The 15,222-nt window shown below is 71.6% G+C and carries 9 protein-coding genes; 5 read left to right on the top strand and 4 right to left on the bottom strand.

Translation table 11 applies throughout. The features are described from left to right. Nucleotides 1-103 precede the first annotated feature (103 nt). On the top strand, nucleotides 104-2,356 hold the full coding sequence (locus IF655_RS17235; RefSeq protein WP_199585699.1) for a cation-translocating P-type ATPase: 2,253 nt from the start codon (nucleotides 104-106) through the stop codon (nucleotides 2,354-2,356). Nucleotides 2,357-2,971: 615 nt separating this feature from the next. On the opposite strand, the gene IF655_RS17240 is transcribed toward IF655_RS17235, so the two are convergent. Continuing rightward, the gene (locus tag IF655_RS17240) at nucleotides 2,972-4,261 is read right to left on the bottom strand and encodes a citrate synthase (RefSeq protein ID WP_018545005.1); all 1,290 of its coding nucleotides are present in this window, start codon (nucleotides 4,259-4,261) and stop codon (nucleotides 2,972-2,974) included. A gap of 196 nt (nucleotides 4,262-4,457) precedes the next feature. Further along, entirely contained in the window at nucleotides 4,458-6,731 is a 2,274-nt protein-coding gene (locus IF655_RS17245) for an ATP-dependent RecD-like DNA helicase (protein ID WP_199585700.1), read from the bottom strand. A 213-nt stretch (nucleotides 6,732-6,944) separates the two neighbouring features. Between IF655_RS17245 and IF655_RS17250 the strand changes: the two genes are divergently transcribed. From IF655_RS17250 to IF655_RS17265, 4 genes are read left to right on the top strand one after another with little or no spacing between them, the layout of a single operon-like run. Then, on the top strand, nucleotides 6,945-8,039 hold the full coding sequence (locus IF655_RS17250; RefSeq protein WP_199585701.1) for a LacI family DNA-binding transcriptional regulator: 1,095 nt from the start codon (nucleotides 6,945-6,947) through the stop codon (nucleotides 8,037-8,039). Beyond that, on the top strand, nucleotides 8,036-9,595 hold the full coding sequence (locus IF655_RS17255; protein WP_199585702.1) for a sugar ABC transporter ATP-binding protein: 1,560 nt from the start codon (nucleotides 8,036-8,038) through the stop codon (nucleotides 9,593-9,595). The genes IF655_RS17250 and IF655_RS17255 overlap by 4 nt, the downstream gene beginning before the upstream one ends. Then, nucleotides 9,585-11,531 (top strand): substrate-binding domain-containing protein, encoded by a 1,947-nt coding sequence (locus IF655_RS17260; protein WP_199585703.1) that lies wholly within the window; start codon nucleotides 9,585-9,587, stop codon nucleotides 11,529-11,531. The genes IF655_RS17255 and IF655_RS17260 overlap by 11 nt, the downstream gene beginning before the upstream one ends. 32 nt (nucleotides 11,532-11,563) lie before the next feature. Beyond that, nucleotides 11,564-12,466 (top strand): ribokinase, encoded by a 903-nt coding sequence (locus IF655_RS17265; protein ID WP_199585704.1) that lies wholly within the window; start codon nucleotides 11,564-11,566, stop codon nucleotides 12,464-12,466. Between the two features lie 17 nt (nucleotides 12,467-12,483). Here the strand turns inward: IF655_RS17265 and IF655_RS17270 are convergent, their stop codons facing one another. After that, the gene (locus IF655_RS17270; RefSeq protein WP_199585705.1) at nucleotides 12,484-13,110 is read right to left on the bottom strand and encodes a hypothetical protein; all 627 of its coding nucleotides are present in this window, start codon (nucleotides 13,108-13,110) and stop codon (nucleotides 12,484-12,486) included. Nucleotides 13,111-13,222: 112 nt separating this feature from the next. Next, nucleotides 13,223-15,061, bottom strand: coding sequence for a glycoside hydrolase family 3 protein (locus IF655_RS17275; RefSeq protein WP_199585706.1), 1,839 nt, complete (start codon nucleotides 15,059-15,061; stop codon nucleotides 13,223-13,225). Between the last annotated feature and the right edge of the window lie 161 nt (nucleotides 15,062-15,222).

Genomic DNA, 15,222 nt, shown 5'->3' on the forward strand with positions numbered 1-15,222 from the left:
CCCGCACCCCGAGCGCGACCGGAGCACACCTTCCCCGACCGGGCCGTACCGACCAGCTCATACTGGATTCCGTACGGCCCGGTCCGATGTCTGGAGTCCGGACATGACCAGCACCACCTCAGAGCCACGGCAGACGGACGGCACCACCACGCAGGTCGAGCTGCTCGTCGGCGGCATGACCTGCGCGTCCTGCGCCGCCCGGGTGGAGAAGAAGCTCAACCGCATGGACGGCGTGAGCGCCACCGTCAACTACGCCACGGAGAAGGCGAAGGTCAGCTACGGTCCCGGCGTCACGGTCCCCGACCTGATCGCCACCGTCGTGAAGACCGGGTACACCGCCGAGGAGCCCCCGCCGCCGGAGCCCGAGCCGGAGGAGGGGACCGGGGAGAGCGCCGAGGGGCGCGATGCGGAGTCGGCCGCGCTGCGACAGCGGCTGCTGGTCTCCGTCGCCCTCGCCGTCCCGGTGGTCCTGCTCGCCATGGTCCCGGCGCTGCAGTTCACCAACTGGCAGTGGCTCTCGCTGACCCTCGCCGCGCCCGTCGTCGTCTGGGGCGGGCTGCCCTTCCACCGGGCCGCCTGGACGAATCTGCGGCACGGCGCGGCGACCATGGACACCCTGGTCTCGGTGGGCACGCTGGCGGCGTTCGGCTGGTCGCTGTGGGCGCTGTTCTTCGGGGACGCGGGCATGGCCGGGATGCACGACTCCTTCCGCCTCACCGTCTCGCGCGCCGAGGGCGCCTCCTCGATCTATCTGGAGGTCGCCTCCGGGGTCGTGGCGCTGATCCTGCTCGGCCGGTACCTGGAGGCTCGCTCCAAGCGCCGTGCGGGCGCCGCGCTGCGGGCGCTGATGGAGCTGGGCGCCAAGGACGTGACCGTGCTGCGCGAGGGGCGCGAGACGCGGGTGCCGGTGTCCTCGCTGGCCGTGGGTGACCGGTTCGTCGTACGGCCCGGCGAGAAGATCGCCACCGACGGCACGGTGACCGAGGGCGTCTCCGCCGTGGACGCCTCCATGCTGACCGGCGAGTCCGTGCCGGTGGACGTGAGCCCCGGCGACCGGGTCACCGGCGCCACCGTCAACGCGGGCGGACGGCTGGTCGTCGAGGCGACCCGGGTCGGCGCGGACACCCAGCTCGCCCGGATGGCCCGCCTGGTGGAGGACGCGCAGAACGGCAAGGCTCAGGTACAGCGCCTCGCCGACCGGATCTCCGCCGTGTTCGTGCCCGTCGTCATCCTGATCGCGCTCGGCACCTTCGGCGTCTGGCTGGGCGTCACCGGGGACACCGCCGCCGCGTTCACCGCCGCCGTCGCCGTGCTGATCATCGCCTGCCCGTGCGCCCTGGGTCTGGCCACCCCGACCGCGCTGATGGTCGGCACCGGGCGGGGCGCCCAGCTCGGCATCCTCATCAAGGGTCCCGAGGTCCTGGAGTCCACGCGCCGCGTCGACACCGTCCTGCTGGACAAGACCGGCACCGTCACCACGGGCCGGATGACGCTCCAGGAGGTGCACACCGCCTTCGGCGAGGACGAAAAAGAGGTGCTGCGGCTCGCGGGCGCCCTGGAGCACGCCTCCGAGCACCCCGTCGCCCGTGCGATCGCCGCAGGAGCCGAGGAGCGCGTCGGCACGCTGCCGCCGGTCGAGCACTTCGAGAACGTCCCCGGACGGGGCGTACGCGGCCGTGTGGAGGGTCATGACGTGGTCGTGGGGCGCCTGGACCACAAGCTGTTCGAGGAACTGGTCGCCGCCCGCGCCATGACCGAGGAGGCGGGGCGTACGGCCGTCGCGGTGAGCTGGGACGGGCGTTCCCGCGCGGTGCTGGCCGTCGCGGACGCGGTCAAGGACACCAGCGCCGAGGCGGTGCGCGAGCTGCGCTCCCTCGGTCTCACCCCGGTCCTGCTCACCGGCGACAACCGCACGGTCGCGGAGGCGGTCGCGCGGGAGGTCGGCATCGACGAGGTGATCGCGGAGGTCCTCCCCGAGGACAAGGTGGAGGCGGTACGGCGGCTCCAGCGCGAGGGGCGGACCGTGGCCATGGTGGGCGACGGCGTCAACGACGCGGCCGCGCTCGCCACCGCCGACCTCGGACTCGCCCTGGGCACCGGGACCGACGCGGCCATCGAGGCGGGCGATCTGACCCTGGTGCGCGGCGATCTGCGAGTGGCCGCGGACGCCATCCGGCTGTCCCGGAAGACCCTCGCCACCATCAAGGGAAACCTGGTGTGGGCCTTCGGCTACAACGTCGCCGCGCTGCCGCTGGCCGCCGCGGGGCTGCTGAACCCCATGATCGCGGGCGCCGCAATGGCCTTCTCGTCCGTGTTCGTCGTCACGAACAGCCTGCGACTGCGCCGCTTTGCCTGAAATACCCCCCGGTTACCGGCGGTTCGGGCCGGGAGAAGTAAGAGTCCCTCTAGAGTCGGGCCCTTGCCTCACATAAGCTCTTCACAAGGCTCGCGCATCATCCTTACGCTTGGGCACCCGATCACCGTATCGGGGCTCTTGTGCACCTAAAGGACATATGCAAGAGACGCAGATCACAGTGATGCGAACGTAACCATCGAAGGGGTTCGAAGGTCTAAGTTGGCGGTGTCAGTCCAGCGTCTTGGGGGGCGCCGGCTGGCATCTGGAGTCGTCTTGGGGGACTTCTCCAGAGATGCGTTGCCGGGGCACGTACACCGGGAAGCTTTGAGCGGCCCTCCCAGCGTGCGCTGTCCCGGCAGACCGCAACCGTTGTGCATCACTGGAGCGCGGTGGGTTCGCCCGCCGTGCTCAGGCAGCGAATTCAGGCGCTGCCTCTCCGAGCGCCCGGCCCGGATCCCGTGGGGGGAATCCGCACCGGGGCATGGGAAGGCGCCCTGGACGTCGGCCCGTGGGGGGACCGACGCGCCAGGGCGCCTTCTTCTTTGCTTTTCAGGCTCGTTCCGCCTCCGGGGCGCCCTGCGGCACCCCGGAGTCCGAAGCCTTACGGCGCTGGGATCAGCGCTCCTCCACCGGGATGAAGTCGCGCTCGACGACGCCCGTGTAGATCTGGCGCGGACGGCCGATGCGGGAGCCGGGCTCCTTGATCATCTCGGTCCACTGGGCGATCCAGCCCGGCAGGCGGCCAAGCGCGAACAGGACCGTGAACATCTCGGTCGGGAAGCCCATGGCGCGGTAGATCAGACCGGTGTAGAAGTCGACGTTCGGGTAGAGGTTGCGCGAGACGAAGTAGTCGTCGGAGAGCGCGTGCTCCTCCAGCTTCAGCGCGATGTCCAGCAGCTCGTCGGACTTGCCGAGCGCGGAGAGGACGTCATGCGCGGCAGCCTTGATGATCTTGGCGCGCGGGTCGAAGGACTTGTACACCCGGTGGCCGAAGCCCATCAGGCGGACGCCGTCCTCCTTGTTCTTCACCTTGCGGATGAAGGAGTCGACGTCACCGCCGTTGGCCTGGATGTCCTCCAGCATCTCCAGGACCGACTGGTTGGCGCCGCCGTGCAGCGGGCCCCACAGCGCGTTGATGCCCGCGGAGATCGAGGCGAACATGTTGGCCTGCGAGGAGCCGACCAGGCGGACCGTGGAGGTCGAGCAGTTCTGCTCGTGGTCCGCGTGCAGGATCAGCAGCTTGTCGAGCGCCGAGACGACGACCGGGTCGAGGTCGTACTCCTGCGCCGGCACCGAGAACGTCATGCGCAGGAAGTTCTCGACGTAGCCGAGGTCGTTGCGCGGGTAGACGAACGGGTGGCCGATCGACTTCTTGTAGGCGTACGCCGCGATCGTCGGCAGCTTGGCGAGCAGGCGGATCGTGGAGAGGTCGCGCTGCTGCTCGTCGAAGGGGTTGTGGCTGTCCTGGTAGAAGGTGGACAGCGCCGAGACGACCGAGGACAGCATGGCCATCGGGTGGGCGTCGCGGGGGAAGCCCCGGTAGAAGTTCTTGACGTCCTCGTGCAGCAGGGTGTGCCGCGTGATGTCGTTCTTGAACGTCGTCAGCTCGTCGACGGTGGGCAGCTCGCCGTTGATGAGCAGGTACGCCACCTCGAGGAAGGTGGAGCGCTCGGCGAGCTGCTCGATCGGGTAGCCGCGGTAGCGGAGGATGCCCGCCTCGCCGTCGAGGTAGGTGACGGCGGATTTGTACGCGGCCGTGTTGCCGTAGCCGCTGTCCAGGGTGACCAGACCGGTCTGGGCGCGGAGCTTCCCGATGTCGAAGCCCTTGTCACCGACGGTGCTGTCGACCACCGGATAGGTGTACTCGCCGTCGCCGACCCGCAGTACTACAGAGTTGTCGCTCACGTCTTCCCTCACCGACTTAGTGCCTCATCTTCGAGGTGCCCTGACTGTCTCTACCATCCCCCATTTGGCTCAGGAGAGTGCACTCGGGGTCGCCACTTGGCCTGTTGGCGGCACTCAGTGCCGTCAACCTGCACATCCTGCCGCCTGCGCGGACCCTGCGGAAGTGCTCTGTGACCTTCGTGACTCGTTTGATCGATCATTTTTCCAGGGCGGGTTCGCGGGCGGACCTCGGGGTCAGCCGGAAGTCGAGCGCGGTGCACCGCCGTCCCGCCGAGACGGTGCGCACAGCTTGCCCGATCGCCTTGCGCGAGCCGACCAGGACGACCAGCCGCTTGGCCCGGGTGACCGCCGTGTAGAGCAGGTTGCGCTGGAGCATGGTCCAGGCGCTGGTGGTGACCGGGATCACCACCGCCGGGTATTCACTGCCCTGCGAACGGTGGATGGTCACCGCGTAGGCGTGGGCCAGCTCGTCCAGTTCGTCGAAGTCGTATCCCACCTCCTCGTCCTCGTCGGTGCGCACCGTCAGACGCTGCTCGACCGGATCGAGGGAGGTGACCACGCCGACGGTGCCGTTGAAGACGCCGTTCTCGCCCTTGTCGTAATTGTTGCGAATCTGGGTGACCTTGTCCCCGACGCGGAAGACCCGGCCGCCGAACCGCTTCTCCGGGACGTCGGGGCGCCCCGGTGTGATCGCCTGCTGGAGCAGACCGTTGAGGGCGCCCGCGCCCGCCGGTCCCCGGTGCATCGGCGCGAGCACCTGCACGTCGCGGCGCGGGTCGAGCCCGAAGCGGGCGGGGATACGGCGCGCGGCCACGTCCACGGTGAGCCGCCCCGCCTCCTCGGTGTCGTCCTCCACGAACAGGAAGAAGTCCTTCAGCCCGTCGGTGAGCGGATGCCGCCCGGCGTTGATCCGGTGCGCGTTGGTGACCACGCCGGACTGCTGCGCCTGGCGGAAGACGCGGGTGAGCCGGACGGCGGGCACCGGTCCGCCCTCGGCGAGCAGATCGCGCAGCACCTCCCCGGCGCCGACGCTGGGCAACTGGTCCACGTCCCCGACGAAGAGGAGGTGGGCGCCCGGGGGCACCGCCTTGACCAGCTTGTTGGCCAGCAGGAGGTCCAGCATGGACGCCTCGTCGACCACCACCAGGTCGGCGTCCAGCGGGCGTTCGCGGTCGTAGGCGGCGTCTCCTCCGGGTTTCAGCTCCAGCAGGCGGTGCACGGTGGACGCCTCGGCGCCGGTCAGCTCCGCGAGCCGTTTGGCGGCGCGTCCGGTGGGGGCGGCGAGCAGCACCTTGGCGCGCTTGGCGCGGGCCAGCTCCACGATCGAGCGCACGGTGAAAGACTTGCCGCAGCCGGGTCCGCCGGTGAGCACGGCGACCTTCTCGGTGAGCGCGAGCCGTACGGCGGCTTCCTGCTCGGGCGCGAGGTCGGCGCCGGTACGGCTCTTCAGCCAGCCGAGCGCCTTGTCCCAGGCCACGTCGCGGAAGGCGGGCATCCGGTCCTCGCCGGTGCGCAGGAGGCGCGACACCTGGGCGGCGAGGGAGAGTTCGGCACGGTGGAAGGGGACGAGGTAGACGGCGGTGACCTCCTCGCCCCCGTCGGGTCCGGGGACCTTCTCCCGTACGACGCCGGGCTCTTCCCGCTCCGGGTCCGCGAGTTCGGCCAGGCACTCGATGACCAGACCGGTGTCGACCTGGAGCAGCTTGACCGCGTCGGCGATGAGGCGTTCCTCGGGGAGGTAGCAGTGCCCCTGGTCGGTGGACTGGGACAGGGCGTACTGGAGTCCCGCCTTGACGCGTTCGGGGCTGTCGTGCGGGATGCCGACGGACTGGGCGATCTTGTCGGCGGTGAGGAAGCCGATGCCCCAGACGTCGGCGGCGAGCCGGTAGGGCTGGTTCTTCACCACCGAGATCGACGCGTCGCCGTACTTCTTGTAGATCCGCACGGCGATGGAGGTGGAGACCTCGACGGTCTGGAGGAAGAGCATGACCTCCTTGATCGCCTTCTGTTCCTCCCAGGCGTCGGCGATCTTCCGGGTGCGCTTGGGACCGAGCCCGGGGACCTCGATGAGCCGCCCCGGCTCCTCCTCGATGATCCGCAGGGTGTCGATGCCGAAGTGCTGGGTGATCCGGTCCGCGAAGACCGGTCCGATGCCCTTGACCAGTCCGGAGCCGAGATAGCGCCGGATGCCCTGGACGGTGGCGGGCAGCACGGTCGTGTAGTTCTCGACGTGGAACTGCTTGCCGTACTGCGGGTGGGAGCCCCAGCGCCCCTCCATCCGCAGCGACTCCCCCACCTGCGCCCCGAGCAGCGCGCCGACCACGGTGAGCAGGTCGGCGCCGCCCCGTCCGGTGTCGACGCGGGCGACCGTGTAGCCCGTCTCCTCGTTGGCGTAGGTGATGCGCTCCAGCACCCCTTCGAGCTGAGCCGCGCGGTGCTCGCCGGAGGGGTTTCCCGACTGTTGGGCCATGGGGGTGACGGTATCGGTGAGGGGTGACAGGGGCGGGCTGAGCGGGCACGGAACGGCCCCGGACCGGGCGCGGATCAAGGGCGCTCATCTGAGCGCACTTCATCACAATCCGATTTCGGCCTGCCCGAAGGGGGTTGCCGAACGCCCGTGTAATCGATTCCAATCCTCCGGACACGTCGTTGAAAACGATTCCACAAGGAGGTGGAGCCGTCGATGGCGAGCATCAAGGACGTCGCCGCCACAGCGGGCGTCTCGGTCGCCACGGTCTCGCGCGTTCTGAACGCGCACCCGTCGGTGAGCGCGGACGCACGCACCCGCGTACTGAGCGCGGTCGCCGCGCTGGGCTACCGCCCCAACGGCGTGGCCCGTTCGCTGCGCACCGACCAGACCCACACGCTCGGGCTGGTCATCAGCGACGTGCTGAACCCGTACTTCACCGAGCTGGCCCGCTCGGTGGAGGAGGAGGCGCGCGCCCTCGGCTACAGCGTGATCATCGGCAACGCCGACGAGCGACCCGACCTCCAGGACCATCACGTACGGACCCTGCTGGACCGCAGGATCGACGGTCTCCTCGTCTCCCCCGCCGACATGGACTCCGCGCTGCTGCTCGACGCGGCCCGCGCGGGCACCCCGATGGTGTTCGTGGACCGGTGGATACCGGGCGCGCGGGCGCCGGTCGTACGAGCCGACGGACGCCGTGCCGTACGCGACCTCGTGGCGCATCTGCACCGGCTCGGGCACCGGCGGCTCGCGATCATCGCGGGTCCCGCGGCGACCACCACCGGCAGCGAGCGGGTGGAGGCGTTCCGGGAGGCCATGGCGGCGTTCGGGCTGCCGCTGCCGGAGGAGTACATCGGCCGGGGCGACTTCCGCGCCGGCAGCGGACGGCGGATCACCGAGGGGTTCCTCGATCTGCCCGAGCCGCCCGACGTGGTGTTCGCCGCCGACAACCTGATGGCGCTCGGCGCCCTGGACGCGATCCGGGCGCGCGGGCTGCGCGTGCCCGACGACATCGCGCTGGCCGTGTTCGACGACATCCCGTGGTTCGTGCACACCGACCCGCCCATCACCGCGATCGCCCAGCCGACGGGCGAGCTGGGCCGGGCGGCCGTACGGGCTCTGGTGGACCGCATCGAGGGGCGGTCCGCCGACTCCCTGACCCTGCCCGCCCGGCTGGTCGTCCGCCGCTCGTGCGGCGAGTCCGCCGCCCCGGAACCCACCGGCCCGGCACCCCGCGTACCGGAACCCTCCGTCCCTCAGCCCACCACCCCCGTGTCCCCCACCCCCGTGCGAAGGAGCACACCGTGAGCGACCCCGAAGAACTGCTGCGCGTCGAAGGGATACGCAAGTCCTTTCCCGGCGTGATCGCGCTGGACGGCGTCGACTTCGCGCTGCGCCGGGGCGAGGTCCATGTGCTGCTCGGGGAGAACGGCGCGGGCAAGAGCACCCTCATCAAGACCCTGTCCGGGGCGCACACGCCGGACGGCGGACGGATCCTGGTCGGCGGCGAGGAGGTCCGCGTGCAGAGCGCGCAGGACGCCGAGCGGCTCGGGATCGCCACGATCTACCAGGAGTTCAACCTGGTGCCCGAGCTGACCGTCGCGGAGAACATCTTCCTCGGACGGCAGCCGCGCCGGTTCGGACTCGTCGACCGCAGGCGGATGGAGGCAGACGCCGAGGAGCTGCTCGCGCGGGTCGGCGTCCAGGTCTCGCCGCGCACGCGGGTGCGTGAACTCGGCATCGCCCGGCTGCAGATGGTGGAGATCGCCAAGGCGCTCAGCCTGGACGCCCGGGTGCTGATCATGGACGAGCCCACCGCCGTGCTCACCTCCGAGGAGGTCGAGCGGCTGTTCACGCTGGTGCGCGGGCTGCGCGCGGACGGCGTCGGGATCGTGTTCATCACCCACCACCTGGAGGAGATCGCCGCCCTGGGCGACCGGGTGACCGTCCTCAGGGACGGGCGCAGCGTCGGGCAGGTCCCGGCGTCCACGCCCGAGGACGAACTCGTCCGGCTCATGGTGGGCCGCTCCATCGAGCAGCAGTATCCGCGTGAACGGCCCGAGCGGGGCGCGGCGTTGCTCTCGGTCGAGGGGCTGACCCGCGACGGCGTCTTCCACGACGTGAGCTTCGAGGTGCGCGCCGGTGAGGTCGTCGGCATCGCGGGGCTGGTCGGCGCGGGGCGTACCGAGGTGGTGCGGGCGGTGTTCGGCGCGGACCCGTACGACGCCGGTGCCGTGCGGGTCTCGGGCGCCGAGCTGCGCCGGGGCGACGTGAACGCGGCCATGGCCGCCGGGATCGGGCTCGTGCCGGAGGACCGCAAGGGCCAGGGGCTCGTGCTCGACGCCTCCGTGGCGGAGAACCTGGGTCTGGTCACGCTGCGGTCCGCGACCCGGGCAGGGCTTGTGGACCGCAGGGGGCAGCACGAGGCGGCCGGGCGGATCGCCGGGCAGCTCGGGGTGCGCATGGCCGGGCTCGGTCAGCCGGTGCGCACGCTCTCCGGCGGCAACCAGCAGAAGGTCGTCATCGGCAAGTGGCTGCTCGCCGACACCAAGGTCCTCATCCTCGACGAGCCGACGCGCGGTATCGACGTCGGCGCCAAGGTCGAGATCTACCAGTTGATCAACGAACTCACGGCCGCCGGTGCCGCCGTCCTGATGATCTCCAGCGATCTGCCCGAGGTGCTCGGCATGAGCGACCGGGTGCTGGTGATGGCGCAGGGGCGGATCGCGGGCGAACTGACCGCCGCCGAGGCGACGCAGGACGCGGTGATGTCCCTCGCCGTGAGCACGAGCACCACCGGTACCGACACCGACAACACCACCCCCACTCCCACTCCCGGAACGGAGGCCCCCCGTGGCAACTGACACGCTCAAGAGCACGACGGGCGCGAAGGGCGCCCCGGGCGGCCTGCGCCGCCTGCTGCTCGACAACGGCGCGCTGACCGCGCTGATCGTCCTGGTCGTCGCGCTCTCCGCGCTGTCCGGCGACTTCCTGACGACGGACAACCTGCTCAACATCGGCGTCCAGGCCGCCGTGACGGCGATCCTCGCCTTCGGCGTGACCTTCGTGATCGTCTCGGCGGGCATCGACCTGTCGGTCGGCTCGGTCGCCGCGCTCACCTCGACCGTGCTCGCCTGGAGCGCGACGCAGTCCGGGATACCGGTCGTACTCGCGGTCGTCCTCGGACTCGGCACGGGTGTGGCAGCCGGTCTGGTCAACGGCTTCCTGATCGCCTACGGCAAGCTGCCGCCGTTCATCGCGACGCTCGCCATGCTGTCCGTGGCGCGCGGTCTGTCGCTGGTCATCTCCGGCGGCGTGCCCATCCCGTTCCCGGACTCCGTCTCCCACCTCGGGGACAACCTGGGCGGCAGGCTGCCCGTGCCGGTGCTCGTCATGGTGGTCATGGGGCTGCTCGCGGCGCTGATCCTCGGGCGCACCTACATCGGACGCTCGATGTACGCGATCGGCGGCAACGAGGAAGCCGCGCGCCTTTCGGGTCTGCGGGTCAAGCGGCAGAAGCTGGCCGTGTACGCGCTCTCCGGTGTCTTCGCCGCCGTCGCGGGCATCGTGCTCGCCGCCCGCCTGGGCTCGGCGCAGCCGCAGGCGGCCGACGGCTACGAGCTGGACGCCATCGCGGCTGTCGTCATCGGCGGCGCCTCGCTCGCGGGCGGCACCGGCAAGGCGTCCGGCACCTTCGTCGGCGCGCTGATCCTCGCGGTGCTGCGCAACGGACTCAACCTGCTGAACGTCTCCGCCTTCTGGCAGCAGGTCGTCATCGGTGTCGTCATCGCGCTCGCGGTGCTGCTCGACGCGGTGCGCCGCAAGGCGGGCACGTCGCCGGTGCCCGGCGCGGGCGGTCCCAAGGGCAGGCAGGCGGCGACCTACGGGCTCGCCGCCGTGGTGACCGTGGCGATCGTCGGCGCGACCTCGTTCCTGCACAGCGGCTCCTCCGCCGCCGCCAACCCGCGCATGGGTCTGTCGCTGTCCACGCTGAACAACCCGTTCTTCGTGCAGATCCGCTCGGGCGCCCAGGCCGAGGCGCGCAAGCGGGGCATCGACCTGACCGTCACGGACGCCCAGAACGACGCCTCCCAGCAGGCAAACCAGCTCCAGAACTTCACGGGTTCGGGCTACGACGCGATCGTCGTCAACCCGGTGGACTCGGACGCCGCCGCCAACTCGGTCAAGGCGGCGGACCGGGCCAAGATCCCGGTGATCGCCGTGGACCGGGGCGTCAACAAGGCGTCCGTGGCGGCGCTGGTCGCCTCCGACAACGTCGCCGGAGGTGAGCTGGCGGCGAAGTCGATCGCCGAGAAGCTCGGCGGCAAGGGGAAGATCGTCGTCCTCCAGGGGCAGCCGGGCACCTCCGCCGCCCGTGAGCGCGCCCAGGGCTTCGCCCAGGGGCTGAAGAACTACCCCGGCATCAAGGTGCTGGCCCAGCAGCCCGCCGACTTCGACCGGGCCAAGGGTCTGGACGTCATGTCGAACCTGCTCCAGGCGCACCCCGACGTCCAGGGCGTCATCGCGGCCAACGACGAGATGGCCCTCGGCGCGGTCAAGGCGCTCGGCGCCAAGGCGGGCAAGTCCGTCCAGGTCGTCGGCTTCGACGGCACCCCGGACGGTCTGAGGGCCGTGAAGGACGGCACGCTGTACGCCTCGGTCGCGCAGCAGCCCACCCAGTTGGGCCGGATCGCGGTGGACAACGCCCTCAAGGCGCTCCACGGCGGCAAGACCGCGCCGACCGTCAAGGTGCCGGTGAAGGTGGTCACCCGCGAGAACGTGGCCGGCTTCACCGGCTGACGCTCCAACTCACTGCTCAGGGAGTCCTGTTCATGTACGACTACGACCTGCTGGTCGTGGGCTCGGCCAACGCCGACCTCGTGGTGGCGGTCGAGCGGCGCCCCGGCGCCGGGGAGACCGTCCTCGGCGGTGACCTCGCCGTCCACCCGGGCGGCAAGGGCGCCAACCAGGCGGTCGCCGCCGCCCGCCTCGGTGCCCGTACGGCGCTGCTCGCGCGGGTCGGCGACGACGGCCACGGACGTCTGCTCCTGGACTCCCTGCGCTCGGCCGGGGTCGCCACGGCGGGCGTCCTGACCGGGGGCGCCCCGACCGGCGTCGCCCTCATCACCGTCGACCCCTCGGGCGACAACAGCATCGTCGTCTCCCCCGGCGCCAACGCCCGCCTCACCCCCGAGGACGTGCGCGTCGCCGAGCCGCTGCTGCGCGCGGCGCGGGTGGTGTCGGCGCAACTGGAGATCCCGCCGGAGACGGTGACGGAGGTGGTGCGGCGCCTGCCCGAGGGCACCCGCTTCGTGCTCAACCCCTCTCCGCCGCGCCCGCTGTCGCCCGAGGTGCTTGCCGCCTGCGATCCGCTGGTCGTCAACGAGCACGAGGCCCGCGTCCTGCTGGACGGCTCCACCGAGGACCCCGCCGCTCAGGCTCGCGCGCTGCTCGCCCTCGGACCTCGGTCGGTCGTGGTGACCCTGGGCGCCGAGGGGGCGCTGGTGTGCGACGAGTCGGGTGTCCGTCTCGTGCCCCCGGTGCGGGTGAGCGCCGTCGACACCACGGGCGCCGGTGACGCCTTCACCGCCGCGCTGGCGTGGCGACTGGGCGCCGGTGCCCCTCTGGCGGAGGCGGCGGCCCACGCCGCCCGTGTGGGGGCGGTGGCGGTGACGCGCCGGGGTGCGCAGGAGTCGTACCCGACGGCGGACGAGGTGGCGGCGCTGCCGGGCTGAGTCACCGCCTTGCCGAGTCACAGCCGCCGCGCGCACCCCACCGGGTCGGGTCCGCCCACCTGGACGTACAGGGAGGTGGACGGCGGGCACGCGCGGCGGTTCGGGGCTGTCTCGGTGACCTTGTAGCCCGGCTTGTGGGTGCCCGTGCCGTCGCAGGCGGTCTCGCGGACCTGGCCGCCGCCGGAGTCGTAGACGCAGTCGCCGGGGACGGTGCGGGGACCGCCGCCGTGACCGGGGTCGCCGGGGTGCGGGGGCTGGAGGTTGCGCATGCAGGCGTAGCCGCGCGGGACGGCGGGGGCGGTGGTGCGTCCGGTGGTGGGGCGCCCGCCGCCGATGTGCAGGACGAAGTCGGTGGCCGGAGGACAGGGCGGTCCCTCGGTCACCGGGCCGTCGTGGCGGGCGACGACCCGGGCGGCGGCGCGCTCCCCCGAGCAGGGCACCTCGGTGAAGCTGGTCGGACCGAAGGAGCTGCACTCGCCCAGGGCGAGGAACGTGCCGTCGTGCGTCGGCGGCGCCGAGGAGGGGCGCACCCCTGCCGAGGGTGCCGTGCTCTGGCAGCCCGTCACGCTCCACAGCACCGCCAGCGCCAGCAGTAACGCGGACGGCAGCCGTGCCGCCGTGCCCACGGCACCGTTCCCGCGCATCGCACTCCCCCCGAAGACCCCGCTCAGCCTGACGCGCCGCGCGGGCGCCGCGCCAGTCGACAGGGGTGCTTTCCGCCCTTCGGGGGTGTCCTGCCCGGTGCGTGACGTATGTCTAGTACGTCAGCCCGTGGCCGAGCGGGTACAGCACCTGCGCCGGATCGTCCGCCCGCTGGACCGGCACCGGGAGCCTGCCGCGCGGGGCGACCTTGCCCGCGACGACCCGGGCGGCGGCGCGCACCTCGACGTCGGTCCAGCCGTACGAGGTCAAGTACGCCTTGACGGCGGGCAGTTGGGCGACGTCGTAGGGGTTGCGGACGGCCACGGCGACCACCGGGCGCCGGGTGGCAAGAAGCTTCTCGACCAGGGTGCGCTGGGGGTCGGTGGCGGTGAGGTTGTACGTCAGGACGACCACCGCGTCCGCCTTCCCTGCCGCCGTCACCGCCTTGGTCACGGTCGCGGAGGAGGGGGCGGTGCCGGTGGCGAGGACGGTGGTGGTGAAGCCGAGTTCCTTCAGGGCGGCGGCCATGACCCCGGTGGGCGGTCCGTCGGTGCCGGAGGGGGAGGCGGGGTCGGCGCCGACCACCAGGACGCGGGGCGTGCGGCGGCGGTCGAGCGGGAGCACCTTGCCGTCGTTGACCAGCAGGGTGGTGGTGCGCTCGGCGATGCGGTCGGCGGTGGCCAGGTGGGACTTGGTGCCCACGGCCGAGGTCACCCGGGCGTGGGTGGTGTAGGCGTGGTCGAAGAGTCCGAGGCGTGCCTTCATCCGCAGGATGCGCAGAACCGATTCGTCGAGGCGGGACTCGGTCAGCTCGCCCCCGCGCACCGCGTCCCGTACGGCGCGCCAGGCCACGTCGATGGAGGGCGGGTTGAGGAGCTGGTCCACGCCCGCCTTGAGGGCGAGCACCGGCACCCGGTCGTCGCCGTACTTGGTGCGCACGCCCTCCATGCCGAGGGAGTCGGTGATGACCACGCCGTCGTAGCCGAGGTCGCCGCGCAGGATGCCGGTGACGATCGGGTGGGAGAGGGTCGCCGGGTCGCCGGAGGGGTCGAGCGCGGGGAACTGGATGTGCGCGGTCATGATCGAGTCGATGCGCGCGGAGATCGCGGACCGGAAGGGCACCGCGTCGAGCTTCTCCCACTGCTCCCGGGTGTGGGTGATGACCGGGAAGCCGGTGTGGCTGTCGGTCGCGGTGTCGCCGTGCCCGGGGAAGTGCTTGGCGGTCGCCGCGACCCGGGCGGTCTGGTAGCCCTTCACCTCGGCGGAGACCAGGAGCCCGGCGAGCTGCGGGTCGGCGCCGAAGGAGCGCACGCCGATGACGGGGTTGGCCGGGTTGATGTTGACGTCCGCGTCGGGCGAGTAGTCCTGGTTGACGCCCATCGCGCGCAGCTCGGTGCCGGAGAGGCGGCCGAGGGCGAGGGCGTCGGTGTAGGAGCGCCCGGCGGCGACGGCCATCGCGCCCGGGAACAGCGTGGCGGGCTTGCCCACCCGGCACACCGCGCCGTGCTCCTGGTCGGTGGCGACGAGCACGGGCAGCCCGCGCTTGAGACCGAGGGACGCCTTCTGGATGCCGTTGGACAGGTCCGCGATCTGCTTGGGGTCGCGGGTATTGTGCGCCCAGGTGAAGTAGATGATGCCGCCGACGCGGTACTTGGCGATCAGCTCGGCGGCGGTGGCGACGCCCAGCTCCTGGCGGTTGGCGTCGATGTCCGCCTGGTCGGGGGCGGTGGCGGAGTGGCCGTAGACCCGCATCACGAAGAGCTGGCCGACCTTCTCCTCCAGCGTCATGGCGGCGATCAGCGCGCGCAGCGCCTTGTCGTCCGGCGTGACGGCGGCGTGGGCTGCCGGGGCGGGCGCGGCGAGCGTCGCGGTGAGGGCGGCGGTGGCGGCGAGGACGGCGCGTCTGGACGGTCGTGCGGTGTTTCCCGTGCTTGCCGTGCGGGTGTCGGGCACGTGCGCCCCTTCCGGAGGAGAAAAGCTGAAGGAAACTTCCGAGGAATCACCAATATCCGGGAAGTTTCTTTCCGTCAAGGGACCGCACAGGGCGGGTCACCGGGGCGAGCGGAGCCCGGGAACGGGGCCGCCACCGGCGCATGGGAGGGGGGCGCGCCGGT

Origin of the sequence: Streptomyces sp. DSM 110735 (genome assembly GCF_016482685.1) — a bacterium.
Taxonomy (GTDB): domain Bacteria; phylum Actinomycetota; class Actinomycetes; order Streptomycetales; family Streptomycetaceae; genus Streptomyces.

What these genes read in the sequence shown, in the direction of transcription:
- IF655_RS17235 (WP_199585699.1), top strand. Translation starts at nt 104, where the DNA reads ATGACCAGCACCACCTCAGAGCCACGGCAGACGGACGGCACCACCACG.
- IF655_RS17245 (WP_199585700.1), bottom strand. Translation starts at nt 6,731, where the DNA reads ATGGCCCAACAGTCGGGAAACCCCTCCGGCGAGCACCGCGCGGCTCAG.
- IF655_RS17250 (WP_199585701.1), top strand. Translation starts at nt 6,945, where the DNA reads ATGGCGAGCATCAAGGACGTCGCCGCCACAGCGGGCGTCTCGGTCGCC.
- IF655_RS17265 (WP_199585704.1), top strand. Translation starts at nt 11,564, where the DNA reads ATGTACGACTACGACCTGCTGGTCGTGGGCTCGGCCAACGCCGACCTC.
- IF655_RS17270 (WP_199585705.1), bottom strand. Translation starts at nt 13,110, where the DNA reads ATGCGCGGGAACGGTGCCGTGGGCACGGCGGCACGGCTGCCGTCCGCG.